We start from the raw sequence: 25,047 nt of genomic DNA, 5'->3' as shown, positions 1-25,047 counted from the left end.
GATGCTAGGCGTGGCCGGCTTCGGCGGAGAGCATGGCAGCGGTAATGCCCATCCCTGCAAGCGCGCGCTCATATTTGTCGTCGAGGCTGCGGTCGAAGATCAGCGCCTCGTTGGCCGCGCAGGTCAGCCAGCCGTTGTTGGCGACTTCCATTTCCAGCTGGCCGGCGCCCCAGGAGGAGTAGCCGAGCATCATCGTCGCCCGCTTTGGCCCACTGCCCTTGGAGATCGCGCGGATGATGTCCAGCGTCGCGGTCAGGCAGATATCGTCGCTGATCGGGATGCTGGAGTCGCTGATATAATCATCCGAGTGCAGCACGAAACCGCGGCCGCTTTCCACCGGACCGCCCGTCTGGATCGGGAAATTCAGGGCATGATCCGGCAGGACGATCGGCTCATGGTCCTTAATCATTTCAAGATGCAGCAGCACATCGGTGAAGGTGAGGCTCTGGGGCCGGTTGATCACGAAGCCCATGGCGCCGGCATCGGAATGGGCGCAGACATAGACGACCGTCCGGAAGAAGTTGCTGTCTTCCATACCGGGCATGGCGATGAGGAACTGTCCGTCAAAAAAGCCGCGTTCCCGTCTGTTTTTCAGCGTGGAAAAGGACATGTTGCCTCCTGCTGCCAGACCGCACCAATGGCCCCGACAAAATAAACATGGGGCAATGTCACATATCAATCAACTGAAAATGAAGAATTAAGTCGTCGCAGCTTCTGGCCGCGAAAGGCGATTTTCGATAAACGCTTGTTCCATGGCAATTATTTCTTCCAGGTTTCGCCTGCTTCTAAAGAGCGCTATCTGTGGCGCCGCCCTGGCCGCCTCCTTCGGGATGGCGCATGCCGAGATGAGCGACTGGGTCGACAATGCCGGCGGCCGGATGCGCCTGATCGCATTGCCTCCGGACAGCGAGGGGACGATGCGGGGAGCGCTGCAGATCGAACCGAAACCCCGCTGGATTACCTATTGGCGCGAGCCCGGCAACAGCGGCATACCACCGCAGATTTCGGTTGCGCCGGAGAGCGGCGTCACGCTGAAGGCGATCCGCTTTCCGGTGCCGAAGCATCTCTCCGACGGCAGGATAGACGACATCGCCTATGACGCCGCGGTTTCGCTGCCTCTAACATTCTCGGCAAAAGACGCCTCCGGCCCGCTCACCCTGAAAGCAAGCGCCTTCATCGGCATCTGCAAGGATATCTGCATCCCCTTCCAGGGCGAGTTCTCGCTCGCCATTGGTAGCGCCAACCAGTCACGGCCGGAAGAGGAAGCGATCCTGAAGAGCGCCGAGGCATCGCTGCCGGAAAAACCTTCGTCACAGTTCAAGGTGACGTCCTACAAGGTTTCTGAGGATAAAAAACAGCTCTGGCTGCAGATTGCTCTACCCGCCGCTGGCGATACCGCGCCGGAGGTGATCCTCACCGGCCCCGCCGGCTATGTGTTCACCAAGAAGCTGATGAGCAAACGCGACGGGAAGACCTTCTCGACCGCTGTCGCGATCCACAAGCTGCCGAAGAACTATGAGATCAGCGGCAAGAGCTGGAGCGCTCTCGTCATCGACGGCGACCGCGCCATGGAGACGACGCTTGCCTTTGACTGATCGGCTTTTATAGTCGGTCCCGACCTCGCGGCAGCCCCCGCCGCTGCATCAAAACCAAGGAGAGCCCCCATGACTATCGCGATCGGCGACAAGCTTCCCGCCGCCACATTCAAGGAAAAGACAGCCGACGGCCCGGTCGAGGTTACGACCGATCAGCTCTTCAAGGGCAAGCGCGTGGTGCTTTTCGCTGTACCCGGCGCGTTCACGCCCACCTGCTCGCTGAACCATCTGCCGGGTTACCTCGAAAATCGCGATTCCATCCTTGCCAAGGGCGTCGACGATATCGCGGTCTTGGCCGTCAACGACTGGCACGTCATGGGTGCCTGGGCACAACAATCAGGCGGCATGGGCAAGATCCACTTCCTTGCGGATTGGGATGCGGGCTTCACCAAGGCGCTCGGCCTGGAGGCCGACCTTTCCGGCGGCGGCCTCGGCGTGCGCTCCAAGCGCTATTCGATGCTGGTGGAGGACGGCGTGGTCAAGTCGCTCAACGTCGAGGAAAGCCCCGGTCAGGCTACCGTCTCCGGCGCTGCCACGATGATGGAACAGCTCTGAGACGAGTCACCGGAACGTATTACCAAAGGGCGGCCGTCGAGCCGCCCTTTTTTGTTGCTGCAGCCCTAGACGCCGCCGCCAAATTGCCATAATTGTTATAACATAACTTGTAATGTTATTACATTTATAAGAGCAATGTCGATTATGAACAGGTTCCATTTCGCTTCGGGTGTGCTCCGCCACTCCGCCGGATTCCGCGTCGCTTGCGTGGCCGTTGTCGTCGCGGCCCTCTGGGCAGCGATCCATTGGGCGGTCGTCCTGCCATGAGCGACCCATTGATCAGGCTCGACAATCTCACCGTCGCCTATGAGCGTCACCCGGCAGTGCACCATGTTTCCGGAACCATTTATTCCGGCAGCCTGACGGCGATCGCCGGGCCCAACGGGGCCGGAAAATCGACGCTGCTGAAAGCCATCATGGGCGAGCTGCGGCCGGCCGAAGGGCGCATTTCCCACCAGCTCAAGCGGACGGATTTCGGCTACCTGCCGCAGGCTGCGGAGATCAACCGCCGCTTTCCGATCTGCGTCTTCGACGCGGTTCTGTTCGGCGCATGGCCAAATAGCGGCGCTTTCGGACGTGTCTCGAGCGAGGACACGGACAAGGCCCGCGCGGCACTTTCCGCCGTCGGGCTCCAAGGCTTCGAAAAGCGCCACATCGGCTCGCTGTCGGCCGGGCAGTTTCAACGCGTGCTTTTTGCCCGGCTGCTGCTGCAAGATGCCAAGGTGATACTGCTCGATGAGCCATTCAACGCCATCGACGCCCGTACGACCAGGGACCTACTGGAGATCGTCGCCCGCTGGCATGGCGACGGGCGGACCGTCGTTGCGGTGCTTCACGACTTCGATCAGGTGCGGGCGCACTTCCCCGAGACGCTGCTGATTGCCCGGACATTGATCGGTTGGGGACCGACCGGCGACGTGATGTCGCCGGCCAATCTTCTCAAGGCGCGCGCCATGGCCGAGCGTTGGGACGAGGATGCGCAAGCCTGCGAGCCCGCGGCATGACGGTTTACGACATCTTCCTTGCGCCCTTCGCCGATTTCGGCTTCATGCGCCGCGCGCTGGTGGCCTGCCTTTGCCTCAGCCTCGGCTCAGGTCCGATCGGCGTCTTACTGATGCTGCGGCGCATGAGCCTGATGGGCGATGCGATGAGCCACGCCGTGCTGCCGGGGGCGGCGATCGGCTATCTCGTTGCGGGCTCGCTGTCGCTCACCGCCATGGGCATCGGCGGCCTTGTGGCCGGCCTCTCGGTCGCGCTGCTTTCAGGCTTAGTCAGCCGGACGACGGTACTGCAGGAGGATGCGAGCTTCGCAAGCTTCTATCTCACCTCCCTTGCTCTCGGCGTGCTGATCGTGTCGCTGCGCGGATCGAACATCGACCTGCTGCACGTGCTCTTCGGCACCATCCTTGCGATCGACGCCCCGGCGCTTTTCCAGATCGGCACAATCAGCTCGGTGACGCTCGCCGTTCTTGCCGTCATCTACCGGCCGCTGGTCGCCGAATGCTTCGACCCGGGATTCCTGCGGGCGGTCGGCGGCCGGGGGCCGGTCTATCACGTGCTTTTCCTGCTGCTCGTCGTGCTCAACCTCGTCGCCAGTTTCCAGGCGCTCGGCACGCTGATGGCAGTCGGCCTGATGATGCTGCCGGCAGCAATCGCCCAGCTCTGGTCACGTAGCCTGCCGTCGATGATCGCAATCGCCGCGATCAGCGCCACGGCCTCCGGCTATGTCGGCCTGATTGCTTCCTACCATCTCGAGCTCGCCTCCGGTCCGACAATCATCATGACGGCGGCGGTGATCTACGGGCTGTCCATCTTCCTCGCGCCATCAGGCCTTGCCTGGCGCATCTTTCCCCGCCCGCATCTCAAGGGCTAACCTCAAGGAGACTTCAATGCTTGCCCCCAGACTGCTTCTGCCCGTGGCCCTTCCCGCGCTGCTCGCCTTCTCGGCGATGCCCGCTTCTGCCGAGACGCTGAATGTCGTTGCCTCGTTTACCGTCCTCGCCGATGTCGTCAGCAAAGTGGGCGGCGACCATGTGAAGGTGACGACCCTAGTCGGGCCGAATGGCGATCCACACGAGTTCGAACCATCTCCCACCGACGCCAAGCACCTGAAGGCGGCGCAGGTGACCTTCGTCAGCGGCGAGGGCCTTGAGGGCTGGATGGACCGGCTGATCGCTGCCTCGGGCTACAAGGGAACGCCGGTCGCCGTTTCCGATAGCGTCAATACCCGCACGATGGAAGAGGACGGGCAGACGGTGACCGATCCTCACGTCTGGAACAGCCCGGTCAACGTCAAGATCTGGGTCGCGAATATCGAGAAAGCCCTGTCAGCGGCCGATCCGGCGGATGCGGCAGCCTTCAAGGCGAATGCCGAGCGCTACACGAAGACGCTCGACAAGCTCGACGCCTATGCGCATTCGAAGTTCGACGCGGTTCCGGATGACCGGCGAAAGGTGCTGACCAGTCATGACGCCTTCGGCTACTTCGGCCGGGAATACAACGTCAGCTTCCTCGCACCCGTTGGCCTCTCGACGGAGACGGAAGCTTCCGCTGCCGACGTCGCCAAGCTCATCGAGCAGATCAAGGCCGAGCATGTGAAGACCTATTTCTTCGAAAACTCGAACGATCCACGCCTCGTCAAGCAGGTCGCCAAGGCGACGGGCGCCGAACCCGGCGGCGAACTTTACGTCGAATCCCTTTCGGATGCGAAGGGCCCGGCGCCGACCTACGAAAAGATGTTCCGCTATAATGTCGACCAGATCGCCGCGGCCATGGCGAGGTCGAGCTGACCGACGAGAGGCCGCGGAGAGATCCGCGGCCCCTCTCAGAGGCTGAGATCGAAGACGAGCAGGCCGGCAAGGCCTCCGTCGAGCGAGGATACGATTCGCTCGCCGACGGCGACATGCTCGGGATGCACGAGATAGGCATCTCGTGCTTCGGCACTTTCGAAGGTCACCGCAAAACCATCGACGAAGCCGCCATGCAAGCCCTCCGGAGAGATGTTGGGTCCATGTTTGACATCGAGAATGCCTGGGATCACCTGCTTCAACGCGACGACCGATTCGAACAGCGCCTGCTTCTCCTCGCCCGTTGTCGCGGCCTTGAGCCGCAGCAATACGCAGTGCAGGATCATATTGTGGTCTCCCTAATTTCGTTGCCGGCACAATAGAGGGAATGAGGCCGAGAGCAAGGGAGGATCGCGGAGCGGTCGTATGCTGCCTGAATCGATGAAGTGCCGACGGCCTCAAGCGATCACTGCCAAAAAACACTGATATAGGGGGTGCCGCGTGTACGCTTTCGGACCGGAACATTCAGCCCGACCGTTGGTTGAGAACTTATGCCGGTATTCTACTTTCACATCCGTAAAGGTGCGGACCTGATCGATGATCCAGATGGTTCGGAACTAGACGATCTGGTGGCGGCGATTGATGAAGCAAACGAAGATGCTCTTACGCTGATCGCAGAGCGAGTGGCGGCTGGAGAGATGATCGAGCCACACGTCATAGAGGTGACCGATGCTGACGGGTCAGTGCTGGCTGAGGTCCGTTTTCACGACGTCATCTTTAGCCTGATCGGCCGGTAAGCGCGGATGCATCGCCAGAACCGCTGACACATACCACGGCCGCGATCAATCAATTTCCAGCAGAAGCGGACGATGATCCGACACTTCCGGTTCCGCGACCACATCGAACCTGACGACGCCGACATCCGGCGTCACGAGCATGTAGTCCGCAAAGCGCCCCTCTTTGGCGTAGTACGATGTTCGGGTATCCGTAAAGCCACGGGAGGTGACCAGGTCGGTTAAGCCGAGTCTGCCGAGGGCTTCGAACATGACGCTTCCCGGCAAGACATTGAAGTCGCCGCAGACGACGAGCCGCTCGCCCTTGTGCAAGATGCGCTCAATCAGCTTGACCAACGCGTCAGCCTGGCCATGGCGGGCAGGCGTATCGCCCTTGCCGTTCATATCCCGCAGCCCGTGCAGCTGGGTAACGGTGACCGTAGAGCCCGCCTCATAGTCGAAGAGGCGGATGGCGTGCGCGTTTCGCGCCCGCGGATGGGAGCCGTAGCCATCTTCGGAAAAGTCGCCATGAACGAAATCCATTGCGTGGCCGATCACCGCGAAGGACCGGCGCACGAAGGTCGCGAGACCAAATTCCGAAGGCACGATTTGGTCGCCGTCGAAGAGTTCGCCTCTCGCCGTCGGCGCGAAAAAGGCGTCATGCATCGGCAGAGCAGCCCTGATCTCCTCGAAGAGGTTGGCGCGCTGAGGCAGGATATGGCTGCCGTCGCGATATTCCAGCCAGTCGCTCTTCACGGTCACGGAGCGGGTGACTTCCTGCAGGCAAAGGACATCGGCCTCGACGGTGCTGAGATAGTCCATCAAAGGCCGATGCAGCTTGCCGCCCCAGGCGTTCAGCGAGACAATCCGCACGACATCCCCCCTCGTGTTCCGCACGAAGGCGTTTCCCGGCTGATTCATGGAAGCGCCTCATGTGTTTGTTTCTACGAAATTTTGGCCGGGACGTTCTAGCGTTTCTTGAAGGGCGCCATTCCCATGCGCGCGAGCTCATCGGCCCGCTCGTTTTCCGGATGGCCGGCGTGGCCCTTGATCCAGTGCAGCGTCACCTTGTGCTTGTTGCGCTGCTCCTCCAGGGCCTGCCAAAGCTCGGCATTCTTCACCGGCTTCTTGTCGGCGGTCTTCCAGCCATTCTTCTTCCAGCCGAAAATCCACTTGGAAATGCCGTCCTTGACATAGGCGCTGTCGGTATAAAGATCGACCTCGCAGGGCTGCGTTAATGCGCTGAGGGCGGAGATCGCAGCCATCAGTTCCATGCGGTTGTTGGTCGTCTCAGCCTCGCCGCCGGAAAGTTCCTTTTCAACGTCGCCGTAACGCAGGATCGCGCCCCAGCCGCCGGGGCCGGGATTGCCGGAGCAGGCGCCGTCCGTGAAGATATCGACGTGCTTCATGCTGACAGCCCGTATTCGGCGGCCGATTCGATCTGGCGGTGGAAGCGCAGCTTCCGCAGATATTCGAGCGGGTCCTTCTTGGTGACCATCGCGCCTTCCGGCGTCGTCAGCCAGTCGTACAGGCGGGTCAGGAAGAAGCGGAGCGCGGAACCGCGCGCGAGAATCGGGAGGGCGGCAAGTTCGGCAGGGCTGAGCGGCCGCACGCTCTGATAGCCTTCCAACATCGCCGTGCCCTTGGTGATGTTGTAGGCGCCGTCCTTCTCGAAGCACCAGGCATTGAGGCAGATCGAGACGTCATAGGCGAGCAGATCGTTGCAGGCAAAATAGAAATCGATCAGGCCGGACAGTTCGTCGCTGAGGAAAAAGACGTTGTCTGGAAAGAGATCGGCGTGGATGACGCCGGCCGGCAGTTCCTTTGGCCAGTTGGCGGACAGGAAATCGATCTCGCCACGGATTTCGGCGGACAGGCCTTTCTCGACCTCGTCGGCACGCGCCTCAGACTTGTCCCAAAGCACTTTCCAACCTTCAAGTGACAGTGCATTCGGGCGCTTCAGCTCGAAACCCTCCCCTGCGACATGCATCTTCGCCAGGGCCTTGCCGACTTCCCGGCAATGCTTTGCCTCCGGCTTTCTCAGCCACATGCCCTCGAGAAAGGAAATGAGAGCTGCAGGACGATCCGAAAGTCTGCCGAGCAGTGCGCCGTCCTTGCGCGGCAGCGGCAGCGGGCAGGACAGGCCGCGGTCGGCCAGATGATGCATCAGCCCGAGGAAGAAAGGCAGGTCGTTTCTTTCAACGCGTTTTTCGTAAAGCGTCAGGATCAGCGGATCCTTCGAGGTGTGCAGTAGGAAATTCGAGTTCTCGACGCCCTCGGCGATCCCCTTGTAGGACAGCAGCTCGCCGGTATCGTATTCCGTCAGGAACCACTTCAGATCGTCTTCGGAAATATCGGTGTAAACGGCCAAGGTGCGGTCTCACAATCGGTGGGCACTAGAAGGTGGGCGTCTCGACGGCTTCCCGTTGTCCCTCATTCCTGTGCTTGTCACAGGAATCCAGCCACGGCGCGTCTGCGCCGTGAATAAAGCGATAAGCGCCCGCTAATCAAGAGTCTTTCGCGCCCAAGGACTTGGGCACACTGGATTCCTGTGACAAGCACAGGAATGAGGGAGTTCCTGATGTACGCTCTGCCTCTAGCTCAACCATTCACGAAAGCCATGTCGGCCGCCGTCAGTTCGATACTGCGCAGCTCCCGGTTGACGAGGAAATGCTCGTTTTCCTGGACGGTTTCGGCCAGCTCGACCTTGGCGTCAAAACGCGTGCGGAAGGCCTCGATGATCTCGTTGACGATCACTTCCGGTGCGGAGGCGCCGGCGGAAAGGCCGAGCGTCGAAATCGGGCCAATCTCGTCCCAGTCGAGTTCGGCGGCGCGCTGCACCAGGATCGACTTCTTTGCCCCTGCCCTCAGCGCGACCTCGACAAGGCGCTTGGAGTTCGAGGAGTTCGGCGCGCCGACGATGATGAAGAGGTCGCAGCCGGGTGCTGCCTGCTTCACGACTTCCTGGCGATTGGTCGTCGCGTAGCAGATGGAATCGGCAGCAGGCGCCGTCAGATTCGGAAAACGCTGCTCGAGGCGTGCAATCACCCCTGCCGTGTCATCCACCGAGAGCGTGGTCTGGGTTACATAGCCCAGGTTATCCGGATCGGCGGGCTGGTAGGAATCGGCATCTTCAACCGTCTCGATCAGCGAGACAGAGCCCTCGGGAAGCTGGCCCATCGTGCCAACGACTTCCGGATGGCCGGCATGGCCAATCAGCACGACATGACGGCCGAGGCGGTTATGCCGCATTGCCTGCTTGTGGACCTTGGAGACCAGCGGGCAAGTCGCATCGAGATAGAAAAGATTGCGGGCGTTTGCATCTTCCGGAACGGACTTCGGAACGCCATGCGCGGAAAAGACGACCGGCTGGGCGCGGTGCTCCTGCGGAATTTCGTCCAGCTCCTCGACAAAGACCGCGCCCTTGGCCTCCAATCCCTCGACCACGTAGCGGTTATGCACGATCTCGTGGCGGACATAGACGGGCGCACCGTAGGCCTTCAGCGCCAACACGACGATCTGGATCGCACGGTCGACGCCGGCGCAGAAGCCGCGGGGACCGCAAAGCCTGATCGTCAAAGGAGGTTTCGCTGCAATGTTCATCTTACGTCCGGTATCCATCGTCTCGGGTGTCTAGCCCAATATAAGAGGGAATTGAAGCGATACTATTGCGAGGCGGGCGTGCCGCCTTTGCGGAACCACGCGATTGCGACAACGGCGACCAGCGCTGCCGCCAACCCGTACCAGGTGAAGGCATATTGCAGGTGGTTGTTGGGCAAGTCGATCTCGGTGACGCCGCCGACGGGAAAACCGCCTGGGTTTGGCGTCGAATCGGCATCCACGAAAAACGGCACGACACTTCCTTTGTCGAGGCCCGTGCTCGCGGCCATTACATCGAGGTCCTTCCAGTAGAAGATGTTCTTGGCGACATCGTTTTCCGGCACGAGTGAGGAAGGCTTCCCGGGCAGCTTGTTGCGCGCCAGGCCGGTGATAGTCTGTACCCCCGTCACCTGCCCCTGCATCCGCTTTTCGGGCTCCTTGCTCTCATAGGGAACGAAGCCCCGATTGACGAAAAGGTAGCGACCGTCGGCAAGCTGCAGCGGGGTATAGACGAAGTAGCCGGTCTCGCCGTGCCAAGTGGCGAAGAAGTGGCGCTCCTTGTCATGCACATAGAGGCCGGACACGGTAACGGGGCGATATTCGATATCGCTCCCCGAGGCCAGCATCTGCTCGATATCGGCAAGCAGCACCGGCGCCGATCCGCGACGCGCCGCGATATCGGCGATCAGGCCTTCCTTCCAGTGCAAGCGCTCCACCTGCCAGGTGCCGAGCGAAATCAGGATGGCCAGCGCAATCAGCACCGCAAAGCCGGTGAAGACCGGCAGCTTGCGGCGGGCGGCCGTTGTCTGGATGTCAGTCACGGGAAATGCGTCCTTCACGAGCATTGTGGCGGTACTGCATGGCGATCAGGATGCCCTTGCACCAGCGCAGCGCCAGCAGCGAAAGCACGATCGTCAACGGGGCGAAAAGCAGAATGTGCAGCCAGATCGGCGGCGAATAGTTCACCTCCAGCCAGAGCACCATCCCGATGATGATGAAGCCGACGATGAGAATGACGAAAACCGCAGGGCCGTCGCCCGAATCGGCAAAGGCATAATCGAGGCCGCAAGCGGCGCAGCGCGGTTTCAGCGCGAGCACGCCAGAAAACAATTTTCCCTGTCCGCAGCGCGGGCAGCAGCCTTTGAAGCCGGTTTTAACCGGATCGACGGGAGGGAAATGGGCTGTGTCTTCGCTCATGCTACTCCTTTCGGGCAAAGTCGTCTTTTTTCGACCGTGCCTTAAGTCTCCCATAAAGCATCCCCAGGACGAAAGGAAATTACCTGCGCGATTCGCTGTGCGATTCCGCGCCAAGCAGAAGAAGAACACTGATGAACACCAACAGCTATGCCGGGCAGATCGTGATCCTGAACGGCGCGCCGCGGAGCGGCAAGACAACGATCGCAAGAACCATTCAGCAGGAGCTCGACGGGCCGTGGATGAACCTCGGCGTCGATACCTATAACGGCATGACGCCGGAACGTTACCTGCCGGGCATAGGCCTTCGCCCCGGCGGCGAGCGTCCCGATCTGGAGGAATGGGTGCCGTTTTTCTATGCGGCGCTCTACGAGTCGATCGCCATCCATGCCGGACTGGGACTGAATATCGTCGCCGATCTTGGGCATCACGAAGCCTATTCGCAGCCGCTCGGCATTCTGACCGACTGCGCCCGCAGGCTCGAAGGCTTCCCGGTGCTTTTCGTCGGCGTACGTTGCCCGTTGGACGTGATCATGGAGCGCCGCAACATCGACGAACCCGAGCGTGAGGATCTATACGAAAAGGGCAGTAGCGAGGAACCAATTCCGGACGCCGTGCGGCGCTGGCAGGAGGAGGTGCACAAGCCGGGCATCTACGATCTCGAGCTCGATACGTCGGTCCTGACGCCGCACGAATGCGCCGAAGCCATCCGGCAGCAGCTCGATCTCGGAATTCCGGAACCCTCCGCCTTCGAGCGGATCGCCGCTTCAAGGTGAGCCACAAAAAAGCGGGCGCCGATGGCACCCGCTTTTCTGTTTCTCTTTCAATCCATCAGCCTGCTGCGACCGGTGCGCCCCAGCCGCCCCAGACGTAGATGCAGAAGAACAAGAAGAGCCAGACCACGTCGACGAAATGCCAGTACCAGGCGGCGGCTTCGAGGCCGAAGTGCTGCTTCGGCGTGAAGTCGCCACGGATTGCCCGCAGCAGGCAGACCAGCAGGAAGATGGTGCCGATCTGCACGTGGAAACCATGGAAGCCGGTCGCCATGAAGAAAGTGGCGCCGTAGATCGAGTTCTTGAAGGCAAACGGCGCATGGAGGTACTCATACGCCTGGACACCAGAGAACAGCGCTCCCAGCAGAACGGTGAGCGTCAGACCCTGAATGAGCCCCTTGCGGTCGTTGTGCAGGAGGGCGTGGTGGGCCCAGGTGACCGTCGTGCCGGAGAGCAGCAGGATGACGGTGTTGTAGATCGGCAGGTGCCAGGGATCGAGAACCTCGATGCCCTTCGGCGGCCACTGGCCACCGGTGAAGGCGACGCGCGAGGCCTGGATGGCTTCATTCGGAAAGAGGCTCGCGTCGAAATAGGCCCAGAACCAGGCCACGAAGAACATCACTTCCGAAGCGATGAACATGATCATGCCGTAGCGCAGGTGCAGCGACACGACGCGGGTATGCGCGCCCTCGTGGGCTTCCTTCACGGTGTCGGCCCACCAGCCGTACATGACGTAAAGGATCAGCGCGAGACCGATGAAGAACAGCCAGGGCTGAGCCCATTCGATGCCGAAAAGGTGCAGCGACCCGCCATTCAGAAAGCGCATGTAGCCGACGCCACCGAAGGTTACGATGAAGGCACCAATCGCGGCCAGAATGGGCCACGGGCTTGGGTCGATGATGTGATAGTCGTGATTCTTCTGATGCGCATCGGCCATGTCAGCTCCCCCGAATGTCTGCCTTCGCATCGTCTCCGGGCATGGCCGGAAACGAGTCTCAATCAAAGTTTCTTTTCAACTTTCGCTGCTCCACCCGCATTCGAAGCCACAGGCTTGGGACCTTCTTTCGGGTAGAACGTATATGATAGCGTGACCGTGTGGATGTCTTTCGACTCGACGGCCTTGGTAATATCCGGATCGATGTAGAACACCACCGGCATCTCGAGCCGCTCGCCCGGCTTCAGATCGGTCTCGTTGAAGCAGAAGCACTGGACCTTGTTGAAGTAAGCTCCCGCTTCGCCCGGCGTGACATTGAAGACCGCCTGGCCACGTTGCGTTTCATTGGAACGGTTCTCGGCCACGAAGTTGACCTGGATGGTCTCGCCGATGCGCGGATTGACCTCGCGCTGGACCGGCTTGAAATTCCAGAACAGACCCGGCGCCACATTGGCGTCGAAGGTGACGCGCATCGTGCGATCGAGAATAACGCTCGAGGCCTGATCGACGCGCTGCGTCGTGCCGTTATAGCCGGTCACCTGGCAAAACATGCGATACAGTGGCACGGCGGCAAAGCTCATCGCTCCCATGCCGACGACGAAACTCAGGCACATGAAGACGACGGCGCCGTTGTTGCGACCCTGCTTCGCCGGTGCCTTTGCGCTCTCACTCATCGGTTCAGCCCCCGTGCCCCGTGAATTTCACGATCGTGACGGCGTAGAAGAGAACGCAGAGAGCTCCAAGTACGAGGCCGAGAGCGACGTTCCGGTTGCGGCGCGACTTGCGCTGCGCTTCGGTAAGCTTGACGGTTTCCATCAGAAGAGACCCCCCGTCTGGGAAACCAGCAGCCAGGCGAGCCGGTCAAGCATCAGGGCAGAGAAGATCGCGAACAGGTAGAAGATCGAGAAAGCAAACAGCTTCTTTGCCGGGATCATCTTGAGATCGCCATCCGGCATGCGCCAGACGGCGATGGAACAGTATATGAAGAACGCGCCGAGCGCGGCCGCGACAAGGCCGTATCCAATACTCGCAAAGCCGAGGAAGGAAGGGATGACAGCGCACACCGCCGTCAGCACCGCATAGGCGACGATCTGGTGTTTGGTCGTGCGCTCACCGGACACGTTCGGCAGCATCGGCACGCCGACGGCTTCGTAGTCGCGCATCTTGAAGAGCGCCAGCGCCCAGAAATGTGCCGGAGTCCAAAGGAAGATGATGAGAAACAGAACAGTGCTCTCGATCGTCACCGAGTTCGTCACGCAGGCCCAGCCGATCATCGGCGGAAAAGCGCCGGCGGCACCGCCGATGACGATGTTCTGCGGCGTCGAGCGCTTCAGCCACATCGTGTAGACGATCACGTAGAAGAAGATCGTGAAGGCAAGGATCGAGGCCGAAAGCCAGTTGACGGCAAGGCCGAGGATGGTGACCGAAAAGCCCGAGAGCACGAGGCCGAAGGCCAGCGCTTCCCCCGGCCTGATGCGGCCGGCCGGGATCGGCCGACGGGCAGTGCGGGTCATGATGGCGTCGATATCGGCATCGTACCACATGTTGAGCGCGCCGGAGGCGCCTGCCCCCACTGCGATGCACAGGACCGAGATTAAGCCCAGAAGAGGATTGATGTGACCGGGCGCCAGCACCAGACCGGCAAACGCCGTGAAGACCACGAGTGACATCACACGCGGCTTCAGCAACTCGAAATAATCGCGCGCACTAGCTTCCGACAGGCGATATTCCCCCTCCTCCGCAAGCACCTCGTGACTGTTTATGACCGGCATTCCTTCGTCCTACATTCAAGCCCGGACGCCGCATCTGCATGCGGCGCCGAATTTCAGTTCTTACTTAATACGCGGGAGTTGTTCCCACTGGTGGTACGGCGGCGGCGAAGGCAGCTGCCATTCGAGCGTGGTGGCACCCTCGCCCCAAGGATTGTCGCCCGCGACGCGTTTCTTCGCGAAGGCTTCGAAAACGCCGAAGAGGAAGATCAGCACACCGAAAGCCGAGATATACGAGCCAACCGAGGAAACAAAGTTCCAGCCGGCAAATGCATCCGGATAGTCGATGTAACGGCGCGGCATGCCCGCAAGCCCGAGGAAGTGCTGCGGGAAGAACACCAGGTTGACGCCGATGAACATGACCCAGAAATGCAGGTGGCCGACGAACTCGTTGTACATGTAGCCGCTCATCTTCGGGAACCAGTAGTACCATGCAGCGAAGATGGCAAACACGGCGCCGAGCGACAGAACGTAGTGGAAGTGGGCCACAACGTAATAGGTGTCGTGCAGCGAACGGTCGAGACCGGCGTTTGCCAGCTGAACGCCCGTCACGCCACCGACCGTGAACAGGAAGATGAACCCGATCGCCCAGACCATCGGCACGCGGAAGCTGATCGAACCGCCCCACATCGTCGCGATCCACGAGAAGATCTTCACGCCCGTCGGAACGGCGATGACCATCGTCGAGAAGACGAAGTAGCGCTGGGCATCGAGCGACAGCCCGACCGTATACATGTGGTGGGCCCAGACGACAAAGCCGACGGCACCGATCGCCACCATGGCATAAGCCATGCCGAGATAGCCGAAGATCGGCTTTCTCGAGAAGGTCGAGATGATGTGGCTGACCATGCCGAAGCCCGGCAGGATCAGGATGTAGACTTCCGGGTGGCCGAAGAACCAGAACAGGTGCTGGTAGAGGATCGGGTCACCGCCGCCTTCCGGCGCGAAGAAGGACGTGCCGAAGTTGCGGTCGGTGAGCAGCATTGTAATGCCGCCTGCCAGAACCGGCAGCGAGAGCAGCAGCAGGAACGCGGTGATCAGAACCGCCCAGGCAAAGAGCGGCATCTTGTGCAGCGTCATGCCCGGAGCGCGCATGTTCAGGATCGTGGTGATGAAGTTGATCGCGCCGAGGATCGACGAGGCACCAGCAATGTGCAGCGAGAAGATCGCCAGGTCGACGGCCGGGCCCGGCTGGCCGACGGTCGCGAACGGTGGGTACATCGTCCAGCCGCCGCCTGCGCCATAAGCGCCCGCGGGGCCCTCGACGAACATCGAGAGCACGAGCAGCAGGAAGGCCGGAACGATCAGCCAGAAGGAGATGTTGTTCAGGCGCGGGAAGGCCATGTCCGGCGCGCCGATCATGATCGGCACCATCCAGTTGGCGAAACCGCCGATCATCGCCGGCATGACCATGAAGAAGATCATGATCAGGGCGTGAGCGGTGGTGAAAACGTTGAACATGTGCTTGGCGCCGTCGATCGCGGCGTCGCCTTCGAAGCCGTAAACCATCGAGGCCAGACCGTGGAAGATCTGGATGCCCGGTTCCTGCAGTTCCATGCGCATGGCGACGGACAGCGCACCGCCGATGATGCCGGCGATGATCGCGAAGATCAGGTAAAGCGTGCCGATGTCCTTGTGATTCGTCGAGAAGAACCAGCGATTGACGAAGCTCGGCTTGTGCGAGTGGTCGTGATGATCGTCATGCGCATGGGCGTCATGAGAATGATCGTGAGCGGAAGGTCCAGCCATTGTCGCGATCCCCTTCTAATTACTGAACGTTTTCGGCGACGTCGACAGACTTTGCCGGACCATCGGTGGCGGCCATCAAGGCCTTATAAGCTCCGGGAAGGTCAGTAGCGGCGGCCGTGAGCCACTGCTTGTACTTGTCCTCGGAGACGACGCGGATGGCGATCGGCATGAATGCGTGGTCCTTGCCGCAGAGCTCGGAACACTGGCCATAGAACAGGCCTTCGCGCTCGGTCTTGAACCAGGTCTCATTGAGACGGCCCGGAACAGCATCGATCTTGACGCCGAAGGACGGCATTGCGAAGGCATGGATGACGTCGGTCGGCGCGGCGGTTACGAGAACACGGATCGTCTTGTTGACCGGCAGCACGACCTCGTTGTCAACCGCGAGCAGGCGCGGATAGGTGGCAAGATCGGTCTTGCCGGCAGCGGCGCGATCCGGTTCCTTCAGCAGATAGGAGTCAAAAGCGAGCGGTGAATCGCCGGTGCCCTCATACTCATAATTCCACTGCCACTGGGTAGCAGTCGCCTTCAGCGTGATATCCGGATTTTCCGGAAGAGTGAGCTGCTCCGTCAGAAGATTGAACGACGGAACGGCGAGGAAGAGAAGAATGAGAACCGGCCCTACGGTCCAGATAACTTCGATGATCGTATTATGGCTTGTCCTCGACGGTACCGGATTGGCGCTAGCGCGGAACTTGACGCAGGCGACGATCAAAAGCACCAGGACAAACAGCGTGATCGGAACGATGAACCACAGCGTGTACTGCTCGAACCAACGGATTTCCCGCATGATCGGCGTTGCGGCCGGCTGCAGCGTGGCCTGCCACGGCATCGGCTGATCGGCTAAACTGGCTGAAGCAAAAAGCAGACAGACCAAAGCGGTCACGGCTGCATAAGCCTTCTTAATCACCTCAATATCTCCCTAAACCCAGACCGGCGTCGAGCCCGACGCAGTCCTTCCATCCTCCGTCGTGTCAAACCACAGTTTGCCATCAACCGCAACTAGCCAAAGCAATTGTATATGCGGCATTTTCGTCCAAGGCCGAATTCGGCTGCAACGCAAAGCATTGCCGAAGATTCCACCATCCTACGAAAAGCAATCGCGGGTGACTCCCTTCCGGCATTATCGGCGAAGGTCCTATTTCTGCCGCAGTCCCCCGGTTTTGACGGGGCGGGGCTTTTCATTTGCAATGGTGGCCTTCAACAATAGCGGCACTGATTCGAATTCCAGAGGTTTCCATGGGTTTCCATTCCCTCGCGCGGTCGCTCATTCTGACCATCAGCATCGCCGCCGCCGCGACAGCACCCGTACTCGCCCAGCAGCAGCCGGCACCGAAGCCCCCTGCCCCGCAGCCGGCGCCGGCGCAGCCCGCCCCGCAGCAGGCAGCCCCCGGCCAGAGTCAGCCCCAGGCACCCGGAACGGTGAAGTCCAATCACGGCGCGTGGTCGGTCGTCTGCGACAAGCCAGCCGGCGCCTCCGCTGAGCAATGTGCGCTGATGCAGAACGTGATCGCCGAGGACCGGCCGGAAGTCGGCCTCTCCGTCGTCGTGCTGAAGACCGCCGACCGGAAATCGAAGATTCTCCGCGTGCTGGCGCCGCTCGGCGTGCTGCTGCCCAACGGGCTTGGTCTCAATGTCGACGGCAAGGATATCGGCCGCGCCTACTTCGTGCGCTGCTTTGCAGACGGCTGCTATGCGGAGGTCGTTCTCGAGGACGAGCTTCTGAAGACTTTCCGCAGTGGCAAAAGCGCCACCTTCATCGTCTTCCAGACCCCGGAAGAAGGTATCGGCATTCCGGTCGATCTCAAGGGCTTTGCGGAAGGCTACGACGCGCTGCCCTGATAAGGACTTGCTCCAGCTGCTCTGCGGACCTACATCGGCCTGGAAGCGTTCCTGCTTCGAAGCGGAGAATACGACCATGAATACCGACCTGCTGACGCTGTTCGACGCCGACGAAGCGGCGATGCGTAAACTCGTTGCCGAGGCGCTTTCCGGCTCGGATGACGGCGAACTCTTCATCGAGCATGCGCAGGCGGAATCGCTAATGTTCGACAACGGCCGCCTGAAGGGCGGCAGCTTCAACACGGAGCAGGGTTTCGGCCTTCGCGCCGTCGCCGGCGAAGCCGTCGGCTACGCACATGCGGGCGATCTTTCGGTTGCGGCACTGAAGCGTGCGGCAGATGCCGTCGGCGCCGTCACGAAAGGCTACTCCGGCAGCTACGCGGCAGCCCCTCAGGGCACCAACAAGAAATTCTATACTGACGAAAATCCGATCGGCTCGCCGACTTTCGAAGAGAAGGTCAAGGTCTTGACCGATATCGACGCATATCTGCGCGGCAAGAACGACAAGGTGCGCCAGGTGACGGCGTCGGTCGCCGCGAGCTGGCAGGTCGTGGATATCCTGCGCGCCGATGGCCATCGCGTGCGCGACATCCGTCCGATGACGCGCATCAACATCTCCGTCATCGTGGGTGAAGGCGACCGGCAGGAGAGCGGCTCCTATGGAAGCGGCGGTCGCATCGGCTTTGGCGATTTCATCGCGCAGGGTAGCTGGCAATACGGCGCGGATGAAGCCTTGCGCCAGGCGCTCGTCAATCTCGAAGCGATCGAGGCGCCGGCGGGCACGATGGACGTCGTGCTCGGCTCGGGCTGGCCGGGCGTCATGCTGCACGAAGCTGTCGGCCACGGTCTCGAAGGCGATTTCAACCGCAAGAAGACATCGGCCTTTGCAGGCCTGCTCGGCCAGATGGTCGCCGCCCCCGGCGTCACCGTCGTCGATGATGGCACGATCGACAACCGCCGCGGCTCGATCACGATCGACGACGAAGGGACGCCGTCCGGATACAACGTGCTCATCGAAAACGGCAAGCTCGTCGGCTACATGCAGGACCGGCAGAACGCCCGCCTGATGGGGATGCAGCCGACCGGCAACGGCCGGCGTCAGGGCTATGCGCATGTGCCGATGCCGCGCATGACCAACACCTATATGCTCGGCGGCGACAAGACGCCGGAAGAGATCATCGCCTCGGTGAAGAAAGGCATCTACGCCGTTTCCTTCGGCGGCGGACAGGTGGATATCACGTCTGGGAAATTCGTCTTTGGTTGCACCGAAGCCTACCTCATCGAAAACGGCAGGATCGGCGCACCGATCAAGGGTGCGATGCTGATCGGCAACGGTCCGGACGCCATGAAGCGTGTGTCGATGATCGGCAACGACATGAAGCTCGACACCGGCATCGGCAATTGCGGCAAGGCCGGCCAATGGGTCCCGGTCGGCGTCGGCCAGCCGCACCTTCGCATGGACCAAGTGACCGTCGGGGGCACGCAGGCCTGACCCGTCCGGAGGCAGTGATGAGCGATATCAAGATCAGACCCTTCGCCGCCCCAGACATCGATGGCGTCTTCTCGGTTATCCTGCCGATCCAGCGCAACGAATTCGGTATCGCGATCACGGCCGACGACCAGCCGGATCTGCAGGTGATCCCGGATTTTTACCAGTCCCGCAAGGGCCAGTTCTGGGTGGCCGAGCTTGACGGCGTCATCGTCGGCACGGTCGGCCTCAAGGACATCGGCAACAACCAGGCGGCGCTTCGCAAGATGTTCGTCGCCGCGGTCGTGCGCGGCCGCGAGCATGGCGTCGCGGCGAGGCTGCTGAATGCGCTCTTCTCCCATGTCGAAGCCAACGGCATTCGGGAGGTCTTTCTCGGCACGACCGACAAATTCCTCGCCGCGCATCGCTTCTACGAAAAGAACGGCTTCGTCGAGATCACCCGCGCCGACCTACCCCGCTCCTTCCCCGTGATGGCGGTGGACAATAAGTTCTACCGGCGGACCGTCAGCGCAAGCTGACTATCCGGCGTTGAACTTGAACAGCCACTTGCGCTCGATCGAGGGCGTAAGGTCGATGCCGTTGTGACGGGCGAAGAGCAGAATATGACCGAGCATGTCGGCCGTCTCGTCGGCAAGGTCGCGCTTCAGCTCATCCGGCGTCTTGCCTTTCAGGCGCCCTCTTCCGCTCACGCGGTTCCAGGCTTGCGTGAGTTCGCCCATTTCTTCCTGCAGCTTCAGGAGATACCAGTCCGGATCCCTTTCGATGCCATTTGCCTCGGCATAGCGGCGCGAAGAGAATGCAAGCATCGGCGTTCTCCTTTTGTGCACAGAAAGGAAAGCGTCGATTCGTCCGGATTGTCCAGCAGCTCTGCCGTTCGGAGCTTAGCTGTGATCGCCGAGTAGCACGCAGTCGTAGGAGCGCTTCTTGAGCGCTTCGCAGGCTGCCGTGGCCGCGTCTTTGCTGTCGAAGCCGACGAAGCGCGCCCGGTAGACGGCGTTGGCGCCGGTGCCGACAGCTTCCGTATAGGGAGACGCCGACTTCAGCGGCGCGCCGCCTTCGGACTTTGCGAGCGAGAGGAGCGCGCGGGCAGCCTCGGCGCTCGGAGCGGCCGAAATCTGGATCTGCCAGCCGCTGGCCGGAGCCTGCGGCTTGCCGGCATTGGCGATTTCATTAAGGGCCGCCGGGCGGTCCGTGGGAACGGCTGCGGTGTTGGAGTAGCCGAGAGCGAACGGAATTTTGGCGGGGCGCCCGCTGGCCGGCGCCATCGCAGAAGACGCGACGCCCGGGAGAGAAACATCGGTGTCGGCGGCGGAGGCAACCTCGACCTGCTGCTTGGCACCGGCGCCGGCAACGAGCGTACCGCCGTTGGATCCGCGGCCGAGATACTTGTCGAGAAGTGCTGCCATTTGAGCGTCGCGGCTGCGAGCCGTGCGGCCGCCGAGGACAACGCCGACGACGCGACGGTTGCCATCTTGCACTGCGCTCACGAGATTGAAGCCGGAGGCATTGGTATAGCCCGTCTTGATGCCATCCATGCCCTGATAGCGATACATCAGGTTATTGTGGCCGCGGACCGTCTTACCTCTGAAATTGAAGGAGACCATCGAGAAAAGGCGATACTCGTTCGGATAGTTCCTGAGCAGCGCGACGCCAAGCATCGACATGTCGCGGGCCGTCGTCACCTGACGGCTGTCCGGCAGTCCGGAAGCGTTGTAAAACGTGGTGCGGCTCATGCCGAGCTGGCGCGCCCTTTGGGTCATGACACGCGCGAAATTGTCTTCGGAGCCCGCAAGCTTTTCGCCCATAGCGGCAGCCGCGTCGTTGGCAGACTTCACGATCATGCCATAGACGGCCTCGCGCACGGTGATCGTTCCACCTGCCCTCACGCCAAGCTTGGTCGGCGGACGGCTGGCTGCGTACTTGGACATGACGATCGGGGTCTCCCAACCGATCTTGCCGCGCTTCAGCGCCTCGAAGGTCAGGTAAAGCGTCATCATTTTGGTGAGCGACGCGGGATAATTCAGCACATCGGCATTCTCGGACGCGAGAACCGTTCCAGTTCGAGCATCAAGGATGAGGGAGGCGCTGCCGGCCATGGCCGCGATCGGTGCCGAAACGGCAAACGCCACGGAAAGAAATGCGGCCAGCAATCTTTTCATTTTTCCCTCAATCAAGTGCCGCGTGCGGCGAAGCCAATATATGTACCGTTCTGCGACAGAAGCGCGGATTTGGCGCGACTCTAGGAGCAACGGCCACGGATTTTTGAATTTTCTCTTTTCTTGGTGAACGGACCCTAAAGATTTCGTCCGGAAATGCAACGTTCAGCAAGGCTTAACATCATAATTGTTAGGCTCTCGCGTTATCTGGGAGGCGGCAAACGGATGCTGTGGAAAAGTCGCGCGAAGCGGATGGTCATCAAATGCGGCCTCGAAGCCGCACATCTGCTTGCGGCTACCGGGCTCATGCGCAACGCACGCGGGCGCGGCGCAATCTTCACCCTGCACCATGTCAGACCGCACGAGCCGCACGCTTTCGAGCCGAATGCGCATCTGGAAGTTACACCGGAGTTTCTTGACGCGGCGCTGACGCGGCTTGCGCGTGACGGCTACCGGTTCGTCGCGCTGGATGAGGTTCCGGCATTGCTGTCCGGCCCGCGAGGCGATCAGCCATTTGCAGCCTTCACACTGGACGACGGCTATCGGAACAACCTCGTTTACGCCTATCCGATTTTCGAGAAGCACGCCGCGCCTTTCACCGTGTTCGTGGCGAAGGGTCTTACCGAACGCACCCATACGATCTGGTGGGAGACGCTTGCCCCTGTCCTGCGGAAGGCGGAAACAGTGCGCTTCGATTTCGGCGCCGGCGAGGAGAGCATCACTCTCGCGACATCGGCCGACCAGTACCGGGCATTCTCACGATTTGCAAACCACGTTCACCGCAGCGACGAGAGCTTGGCGACCGCAAAGATCGACAGGCTCGCCCGCGACCACGGGATCGATCCAGAGGAACTCGTCGACGATCTCGTGATGGGGCCGGCAGAACTCAATCTGCTCGAAGCGAGCCCGCTGGCCTCCCTCGGCGCGCATACGATCAGCCACCGCGCGCTCGCGCGCCTTCCCGAAGCCGAAGCGCGGGAGGAAATGGCACTTTCGGCCGATCACGTGACGGAAATTACCGGCAAGCGGCCCGGCACGATCGCCTTTCCGTACGGCACGCGCGAGGCCACAACCCGTCGGGAGGCGACGATCGCGGCCGAGATGGGGTTCAAGGTCGCAGTGACGACCCAGCCCGGTATCATGCAACCCGGCTTGCCCGGCGGCACGACCTATCTGCCACGGCTCTCGCTCAATGGGCTTTACCAGAAGCCGCGGTATGTTTCGGCACTTGCCTCCGGCATACCGCTGAAGCTGATCGGCCGGTAGGATCGGGACGTAAACCGGTTACGGATACATCCGCACCTTTTCCCAATCGCCTTCCGGCGCAGAACGGCGGAACTCGACGCGGTCGTGCAGGCGGAAGTTTTGGTCTTTCCAGAACTCGATCGAAACCGGCTTGATGCGGAAGCCGGACCAATAAGACGGGCGCGGAATTTCGCCGATGGCATAACGCGCGGTATATTCCGCCACGGCTTTTTCCAGAGCAAAGCGGCTTTCCAGCGGACGCGACTGCTTGGAAGCCCAGGCGCCGATGCGGCTGCCGCGGGCGCGCGTTTTGAAATAGATGTCCGCCTCTTCGTCCGTTACGATCTCCACAGGACCGCGCAGGCGCACCTGCCGGCGCAGCGTCTTCCAGTGGAAACACATGGCTGCTTTTTTCTGTCCAAGGAGTTCGCGGCCTTTCTGACTTTCGAAATTCGTGTAGAAGACGAATCCGTCGCTATCGAATCCCTTAAGGAGGACCATGCGGACATTGGGCAGGCCATCCTCATCGACCGTCGCAAGTGCTACGGCATTCGGATCGTTTATCTCGGAAGCCTCGGCTTCTTTCAGCCATTCCGCGAAAAGCTTGAATGGCTCGTCGCGTTCGGTAAAGTCACCGCTTGTTAACTCATTTGCCGACATATTAGCTCAAATGCCCCGGGTTTATCGGTTAAATGCCCAGCTATTCACGACTGGACAGGACGCAGGGTGGAAGTCATAGCAAAGTCACATCGCCATACAAAGGCCTTGTCGCACCGTTGCGGCACGCTGTTGGTTATTGCAACGGCGATGCTGTCGCTTTCGGGCTGCATGACGGGCGGCTTTGATTTCCTGAGCGAGTCAAAGGTGGACCGTTCGGTTGCTACCGGCACCGTGCCGCAGGCAGCGCCGAGCACGGACACGCTCTCCGACGAAATGACCGTTCGAAACGCAGTCACCTCCGCCGACATCGGAAAAATTGCCGGCCAGCCGCTTCCCTGGGCGAATTCCTCCACCGGCAGCGCCGGGGTCATCGACACGATCGTCGAGAACAACGATGCCGGCCAGGTCTGCCGCCAGTTCCGCACGACGCGTCACTCCTATGCAGGCATCGCCAAGTTTTACGGGAAAACCTGCCTCGTCGGCGGCGGCAACTGGCAGCTGCTGAGCTTTCAGCCTGAAGGCTGATCATTTCATTTCACACTATGCTTAACCGCGGCGAGCGGGCGCGTCGCATGCTTAGCAAAAAGCTAACCATTTGCAGCGAAAGCCGCATTACTCGTCCTTAAAATAAGGACTGATTAGCAACTCTGACGCACGATCGGCTTGCAGGCGCGTGTTCCGGTTTTCCGGCATGCGCATTGAGTTGTTATTGGCTTTCGGCGTGCTGGGCAAGGACGGGCACGCCGCATCGGAAACGGCAGTTTACTATATGCGCGATCCTTACAAGGTTTTGGGCGTCCCTCAGGACGCGGGGACAGACGAGATCAAGGCAGCCTGGCGCAGCAAGGCCAAGGCCGTTCATCCGGACCATAATCAGGGCGATCCAACGGCAGCCGCTCGTTTCGCCGAGGTCGGCCGTGCCTATGAGACACTGAAGGACCCCAAGAAACGCAGCCTTTTCGACACGGCCGCCCGCATGGCGGAGGCGCGCGTGAACGGCGAGACGATTATGCAGCAGCGCCAAGCCGCCCGCGAGGCGGCGGCCCGCGCCAAGGCCGCGCAGGCAAATGCCGAACGGGTGATGGAAGAACTCGCCCGCGCCAACGCGCAAAAGGCGGCGAAAGCCGCCGCTGACACGGCAAAGCAGCAGCACGCCAGCCCGGAAGCCCCAGAGGACGTGGTGGAGCGCATCTTTGGTGCGCAAACCAAGGCCACGGGTGCTGCAGCCGCCAGCACGCAGGCAAACGCCGGCAGGCGTGCGGATGCGGAAACGGCGAAGACCGAAGCAGAAATAGCAAAGGCACAGGAAGAGAGTGCGGAGACGGCTACTCCAGCCAACGGTATTCTTCAGCCCTTGAGCATGCTGACATCGCTCGTGCGCCGCTTCACCGGCAGCGCGCCCGCCCCGGAAAAGGCACCGGACCAGCTCGCGCAGGCAACCGTGACGATAGACGACATTCTGAAGGGCAACTGGATCAACGTGCAGCTCGGTGAAGGCCGCGAGGCAGGTTTCACATTGCCGGCCGGCACGCGGGAGGGCCATCAGGTACGGCTGAAAGGCCAGGGCTACAAGCTGCCGAACATGCAGCGCGGTGACGCGGTCATCAGCATCCACATTGCACCGGACCCGCGTTTTACGGTCGATGGCTTCGATCTCCACACCGTACTACCCGTGACGCTCGAGAATGCCGTTCTCGGCACCCAGGCACGCATCGAGGGACCGAACGGGCCGGTCGACATAACGGTTCCCGCCTGGTCGGGATCGGACAAGACGGTCCGAATCCCCAATCAGGGCTTGCCCGACGACAATGGCGAAAGAGGCGATCTGGTCGTGGAGTTGCGCATTATGCTGTGGGAAAAACCGGACGATAAAGTCACGGATCTCATGAGAAGCATGCGCGAGGGGCTGTTTTTGTGAAATTTTGGT

General features: G+C 61.0%; 30 protein-coding genes. 13 read left to right on the top strand and 17 right to left on the bottom strand.

From position 1 onward, the window contains the following. Window positions 1–4 precede the first annotated feature (4 nt). Window positions 5–610 (bottom strand): YqgE/AlgH family protein, encoded by a 606-nt coding sequence (locus HGP14_RS04565; RefSeq protein WP_168828649.1) that lies wholly within the window; start codon window positions 608–610, stop codon window positions 5–7. Between the two features lie 142 nt (window positions 611–752). On the opposite strand from HGP14_RS04565, the gene HGP14_RS04560 reads away from it, so the two are divergent. The 5 genes from HGP14_RS04560 (at window position 753) to HGP14_RS04540 (ending at window position 4,939) form a co-directional block, all read left to right on the top strand. Next, the gene (locus HGP14_RS04560; protein ID WP_168828648.1) at window positions 753–1,595 is read left to right on the top strand and encodes a protein-disulfide reductase DsbD domain-containing protein; all 843 of its coding nucleotides are present in this window, start codon (window positions 753–755) and stop codon (window positions 1,593–1,595) included. Window positions 1,596–1,664: 69 nt separating this feature from the next. Further along, window positions 1,665–2,150: a peroxiredoxin gene (locus tag HGP14_RS04555; protein WP_168828647.1), complete on the top strand. Its 486-nt coding sequence runs from the start codon at window positions 1,665–1,667 to the stop codon at window positions 2,148–2,150. A gap of 263 nt (window positions 2,151–2,413) precedes the next feature. Continuing rightward, entirely contained in the window at window positions 2,414–3,154 is a 741-nt protein-coding gene (locus HGP14_RS04550; protein WP_168828646.1) for a metal ABC transporter ATP-binding protein, read from the top strand. After that, the gene (locus HGP14_RS04545; RefSeq protein WP_168828645.1) at window positions 3,151–4,023 is read left to right on the top strand and encodes a metal ABC transporter permease; all 873 of its coding nucleotides are present in this window, start codon (window positions 3,151–3,153) and stop codon (window positions 4,021–4,023) included. The genes HGP14_RS04550 and HGP14_RS04545 overlap by 4 nt, the downstream gene beginning before the upstream one ends. Window positions 4,024–4,039: 16 nt before the next feature. After that, complete coding sequence (locus tag HGP14_RS04540; protein ID WP_168828644.1) at window positions 4,040–4,939, top strand: metal ABC transporter solute-binding protein, Zn/Mn family; 900 nt, start codon at window positions 4,040–4,042, stop codon at window positions 4,937–4,939. 35 nt (window positions 4,940–4,974) lie between these two features. Here the strand turns inward: HGP14_RS04540 and HGP14_RS04535 are convergent, their stop codons facing one another. Next, complete coding sequence (locus HGP14_RS04535) at window positions 4,975–5,283, bottom strand: Dabb family protein (RefSeq protein ID WP_168828643.1); 309 nt, start codon at window positions 5,281–5,283, stop codon at window positions 4,975–4,977. A 204-nt stretch (window positions 5,284–5,487) separates the two neighbouring features. Between HGP14_RS04535 and HGP14_RS04530 the strand changes: the two genes are divergently transcribed. After that, complete coding sequence (locus HGP14_RS04530) at window positions 5,488–5,733, top strand: DUF6894 family protein (protein WP_168828642.1); 246 nt, start codon at window positions 5,488–5,490, stop codon at window positions 5,731–5,733. Between the two features lie 45 nt (window positions 5,734–5,778). Here the strand turns inward: HGP14_RS04530 and HGP14_RS04525 are convergent, their stop codons facing one another. The 6 genes from HGP14_RS04525 to HGP14_RS04500 form a co-directional block, all read right to left on the bottom strand. After that, on the bottom strand, window positions 5,779–6,582 hold the full coding sequence (locus tag HGP14_RS04525) for an endonuclease/exonuclease/phosphatase family protein (protein ID WP_168828759.1): 804 nt from the start codon (window positions 6,580–6,582) through the stop codon (window positions 5,779–5,781). A 95-nt stretch (window positions 6,583–6,677) separates the two neighbouring features. Next, window positions 6,678–7,118, bottom strand: a complete 441-nt coding sequence (rnhA, locus tag HGP14_RS04520; RefSeq protein ID WP_168828641.1) for a ribonuclease HI — start codon at window positions 7,116–7,118, stop codon at window positions 6,678–6,680. Continuing rightward, entirely contained in the window at window positions 7,115–8,080 is a 966-nt protein-coding gene (locus tag HGP14_RS04515; protein ID WP_168828640.1) for a homoserine kinase, read from the bottom strand. The genes rnhA and HGP14_RS04515 overlap by 4 nt, the downstream gene beginning before the upstream one ends. A 230-nt stretch (window positions 8,081–8,310) precedes the next feature. Further along, window positions 8,311–9,312, bottom strand: a complete 1,002-nt coding sequence (gene ispH, locus HGP14_RS04510) for a 4-hydroxy-3-methylbut-2-enyl diphosphate reductase (RefSeq protein WP_168828639.1) — start codon at window positions 9,310–9,312, stop codon at window positions 8,311–8,313. 62 nt (window positions 9,313–9,374) lie between these two features. After that, window positions 9,375–10,130, bottom strand: coding sequence for an SURF1 family protein (locus HGP14_RS04505; protein ID WP_168828638.1), 756 nt, complete (start codon window positions 10,128–10,130; stop codon window positions 9,375–9,377). Further along, window positions 10,123–10,506 (bottom strand): DUF983 domain-containing protein, encoded by a 384-nt coding sequence (locus HGP14_RS04500; protein WP_168828637.1) that lies wholly within the window; start codon window positions 10,504–10,506, stop codon window positions 10,123–10,125. The genes HGP14_RS04505 and HGP14_RS04500 overlap by 8 nt, the downstream gene beginning before the upstream one ends. Window positions 10,507–10,637: 131 nt before the next feature. Between HGP14_RS04500 and HGP14_RS04495 the strand changes: the two genes are divergently transcribed. Continuing rightward, window positions 10,638–11,279, top strand: a complete 642-nt coding sequence (locus HGP14_RS04495; protein WP_168828636.1) for a chloramphenicol phosphotransferase CPT family protein — start codon at window positions 10,638–10,640, stop codon at window positions 11,277–11,279. A 55-nt stretch (window positions 11,280–11,334) separates the two neighbouring features. On the opposite strand, the gene HGP14_RS04490 is transcribed toward HGP14_RS04495, so the two are convergent. The 6 genes from HGP14_RS04490 to coxB all read right to left on the bottom strand — a co-directional run bounded on the left by HGP14_RS04490 (window position 11,335) and on the right by coxB (window position 16,638). Beyond that, window positions 11,335–12,213: a cytochrome c oxidase subunit 3 gene (locus tag HGP14_RS04490; protein WP_168828635.1), complete on the bottom strand. Its 879-nt coding sequence runs from the start codon at window positions 12,211–12,213 to the stop codon at window positions 11,335–11,337. A gap of 62 nt (window positions 12,214–12,275) precedes the next feature. Further along, complete coding sequence (locus HGP14_RS04485; protein ID WP_168828634.1) at window positions 12,276–12,884, bottom strand: cytochrome c oxidase assembly protein; 609 nt, start codon at window positions 12,882–12,884, stop codon at window positions 12,276–12,278. Between the two features lie 4 nt (window positions 12,885–12,888). Further along, window positions 12,889–13,026: a hypothetical protein gene (locus HGP14_RS04480; RefSeq protein WP_168828633.1), complete on the bottom strand. Its 138-nt coding sequence runs from the start codon at window positions 13,024–13,026 to the stop codon at window positions 12,889–12,891. After that, the gene (locus HGP14_RS04475) at window positions 13,026–13,982 is read right to left on the bottom strand and encodes a heme o synthase (protein WP_168828632.1); all 957 of its coding nucleotides are present in this window, start codon (window positions 13,980–13,982) and stop codon (window positions 13,026–13,028) included. The genes HGP14_RS04480 and HGP14_RS04475 overlap by 1 nt, the downstream gene beginning before the upstream one ends. A gap of 60 nt (window positions 13,983–14,042) precedes the next feature. Beyond that, a complete protein-coding gene (gene ctaD, locus HGP14_RS04470) occupies window positions 14,043–15,728 on the bottom strand; it encodes a cytochrome c oxidase subunit I (RefSeq protein WP_168828631.1) in 1,686 nt (561 codons plus the stop codon). Between the two features lie 19 nt (window positions 15,729–15,747). Beyond that, the gene (gene coxB / locus HGP14_RS04465) at window positions 15,748–16,638 is read right to left on the bottom strand and encodes a cytochrome c oxidase subunit II (RefSeq protein ID WP_168828630.1); all 891 of its coding nucleotides are present in this window, start codon (window positions 16,636–16,638) and stop codon (window positions 15,748–15,750) included. A 329-nt stretch (window positions 16,639–16,967) separates the two neighbouring features. On the opposite strand from coxB, the gene HGP14_RS04460 reads away from it, so the two are divergent. The 3 genes from HGP14_RS04460 to HGP14_RS04450 all read left to right on the top strand — a co-directional run bounded on the left by HGP14_RS04460 (window position 16,968) and on the right by HGP14_RS04450 (window position 19,577). After that, window positions 16,968–17,570: an invasion associated locus B family protein gene (locus tag HGP14_RS04460; protein ID WP_168828629.1), complete on the top strand. Its 603-nt coding sequence runs from the start codon at window positions 16,968–16,970 to the stop codon at window positions 17,568–17,570. 76 nt (window positions 17,571–17,646) lie between these two features. Beyond that, window positions 17,647–19,062 carry a metalloprotease TldD gene (gene tldD / locus HGP14_RS04455; protein ID WP_168828628.1) on the top strand — a complete coding sequence of 472 codons (1,416 nt, stop codon included), beginning with the start codon at window positions 17,647–17,649 and terminating at the stop codon, window positions 19,060–19,062. 17 nt (window positions 19,063–19,079) lie between these two features. Then, on the top strand, window positions 19,080–19,577 hold the full coding sequence (locus tag HGP14_RS04450; RefSeq protein WP_168828627.1) for a GNAT family N-acetyltransferase: 498 nt from the start codon (window positions 19,080–19,082) through the stop codon (window positions 19,575–19,577). On the opposite strand, the gene HGP14_RS04445 is transcribed toward HGP14_RS04450, so the two are convergent. Beyond that, window positions 19,578–19,865: a pyrophosphatase gene (locus tag HGP14_RS04445; protein WP_168828626.1), complete on the bottom strand. Its 288-nt coding sequence runs from the start codon at window positions 19,863–19,865 to the stop codon at window positions 19,578–19,580. It abuts the gene before it with no gap. A gap of 75 nt (window positions 19,866–19,940) precedes the next feature. Next, window positions 19,941–21,218 (bottom strand): D-alanyl-D-alanine carboxypeptidase family protein, encoded by a 1,278-nt coding sequence (locus HGP14_RS04440; protein WP_168828625.1) that lies wholly within the window; start codon window positions 21,216–21,218, stop codon window positions 19,941–19,943. Window positions 21,219–21,440: 222 nt separating this feature from the next. Between HGP14_RS04440 and HGP14_RS04435 the strand changes: the two genes are divergently transcribed. Then, window positions 21,441–22,481 (top strand): polysaccharide deacetylase family protein, encoded by a 1,041-nt coding sequence (locus HGP14_RS04435; RefSeq protein ID WP_168828624.1) that lies wholly within the window; start codon window positions 21,441–21,443, stop codon window positions 22,479–22,481. Window positions 22,482–22,499: 18 nt separating this feature from the next. Here the strand turns inward: HGP14_RS04435 and pdxH are convergent, their stop codons facing one another. After that, the gene (pdxH, locus tag HGP14_RS04430) at window positions 22,500–23,120 is read right to left on the bottom strand and encodes a pyridoxamine 5'-phosphate oxidase (protein WP_168828623.1); all 621 of its coding nucleotides are present in this window, start codon (window positions 23,118–23,120) and stop codon (window positions 22,500–22,502) included. Between the two features lie 66 nt (window positions 23,121–23,186). Between pdxH and HGP14_RS04425 the strand changes: the two genes are divergently transcribed. Together HGP14_RS04425 and HGP14_RS04420 are read left to right on the top strand one after the other, a co-directional pair. Beyond that, complete coding sequence (locus HGP14_RS04425; protein WP_168828622.1) at window positions 23,187–23,645, top strand: RT0821/Lpp0805 family surface protein; 459 nt, start codon at window positions 23,187–23,189, stop codon at window positions 23,643–23,645. A 244-nt stretch (window positions 23,646–23,889) separates the two neighbouring features. Then, window positions 23,890–25,038: a DnaJ C-terminal domain-containing protein gene (locus HGP14_RS04420; RefSeq protein ID WP_168828758.1), complete on the top strand. Its 1,149-nt coding sequence runs from the start codon at window positions 23,890–23,892 to the stop codon at window positions 25,036–25,038. The last annotated feature ends 9 nt before the right edge of the window (window positions 25,039–25,047 follow it).

Origin of the sequence: Rhizobium sp. P32RR-XVIII (assembly GCF_012641395.1) — a bacterium.
In the GTDB taxonomy this organism is placed as follows: Bacteria; Pseudomonadota; Alphaproteobacteria; order Rhizobiales; family Rhizobiaceae; genus Rhizobium.
This window is presented reverse-complemented; position numbering and strand designations above follow the sequence as displayed.

Coding starts and splice junctions, on each gene's coding strand:
- HGP14_RS04460 (WP_168828629.1), top strand. CDS start 16,968: ATGGGTTTCCATTCCCTCGCGCGGTCGCTCATTCTGACCATCAGCATC.
- HGP14_RS04435 (WP_168828624.1), top strand. CDS start 21,441: ATGCTGTGGAAAAGTCGCGCGAAGCGGATGGTCATCAAATGCGGCCTC.
- HGP14_RS04480 (WP_168828633.1), bottom strand. CDS start 13,026: ATGGAAACCGTCAAGCTTACCGAAGCGCAGCGCAAGTCGCGCCGCAAC.
- HGP14_RS04495 (WP_168828636.1), top strand. CDS start 10,638: ATGAACACCAACAGCTATGCCGGGCAGATCGTGATCCTGAACGGCGCG.
- HGP14_RS04565 (WP_168828649.1), bottom strand. CDS start 610: ATGTCCTTTTCCACGCTGAAAAACAGACGGGAACGCGGCTTTTTTGAC.
- HGP14_RS04475 (WP_168828632.1), bottom strand. CDS start 13,982: ATGCCGGTCATAAACAGTCACGAGGTGCTTGCGGAGGAGGGGGAATAT.
- HGP14_RS04485 (WP_168828634.1), bottom strand. CDS start 12,884: ATGAGTGAGAGCGCAAAGGCACCGGCGAAGCAGGGTCGCAACAACGGC.
- tldD (WP_168828628.1), top strand. CDS start 17,647: ATGAATACCGACCTGCTGACGCTGTTCGACGCCGACGAAGCGGCGATG.
- HGP14_RS04560 (WP_168828648.1), top strand. CDS start 753: ATGGCAATTATTTCTTCCAGGTTTCGCCTGCTTCTAAAGAGCGCTATC.
- HGP14_RS04550 (WP_168828646.1), top strand. CDS start 2,414: ATGAGCGACCCATTGATCAGGCTCGACAATCTCACCGTCGCCTATGAG.
- HGP14_RS04445 (WP_168828626.1), bottom strand. CDS start 19,865: ATGCTTGCATTCTCTTCGCGCCGCTATGCCGAGGCAAATGGCATCGAA.
- HGP14_RS04500 (WP_168828637.1), bottom strand. CDS start 10,506: ATGAGCGAAGACACAGCCCATTTCCCTCCCGTCGATCCGGTTAAAACC.
- HGP14_RS04450 (WP_168828627.1), top strand. CDS start 19,080: ATGAGCGATATCAAGATCAGACCCTTCGCCGCCCCAGACATCGATGGC.
- rnhA (WP_168828641.1), bottom strand. CDS start 7,118: ATGAAGCACGTCGATATCTTCACGGACGGCGCCTGCTCCGGCAATCCC.
- HGP14_RS04490 (WP_168828635.1), bottom strand. CDS start 12,213: ATGGCCGATGCGCATCAGAAGAATCACGACTATCACATCATCGACCCA.
- HGP14_RS04555 (WP_168828647.1), top strand. CDS start 1,665: ATGACTATCGCGATCGGCGACAAGCTTCCCGCCGCCACATTCAAGGAA.
- HGP14_RS04530 (WP_168828642.1), top strand. CDS start 5,488: ATGCCGGTATTCTACTTTCACATCCGTAAAGGTGCGGACCTGATCGAT.
- HGP14_RS04420 (WP_168828758.1), top strand. CDS start 23,890: ATGCGCGATCCTTACAAGGTTTTGGGCGTCCCTCAGGACGCGGGGACA.
- pdxH (WP_168828623.1), bottom strand. CDS start 23,120: ATGTCGGCAAATGAGTTAACAAGCGGTGACTTTACCGAACGCGACGAG.
- HGP14_RS04440 (WP_168828625.1), bottom strand. CDS start 21,218: ATGAAAAGATTGCTGGCCGCATTTCTTTCCGTGGCGTTTGCCGTTTCG.
- HGP14_RS04540 (WP_168828644.1), top strand. CDS start 4,040: ATGCTTGCCCCCAGACTGCTTCTGCCCGTGGCCCTTCCCGCGCTGCTC.
- HGP14_RS04545 (WP_168828645.1), top strand. CDS start 3,151: ATGACGGTTTACGACATCTTCCTTGCGCCCTTCGCCGATTTCGGCTTC.
- HGP14_RS04535 (WP_168828643.1), bottom strand. CDS start 5,283: ATGATCCTGCACTGCGTATTGCTGCGGCTCAAGGCCGCGACAACGGGC.
- ispH (WP_168828639.1), bottom strand. CDS start 9,312: ATGAACATTGCAGCGAAACCTCCTTTGACGATCAGGCTTTGCGGTCCC.
- ctaD (WP_168828631.1), bottom strand. CDS start 15,728: ATGGCTGGACCTTCCGCTCACGATCATTCTCATGACGCCCATGCGCAT.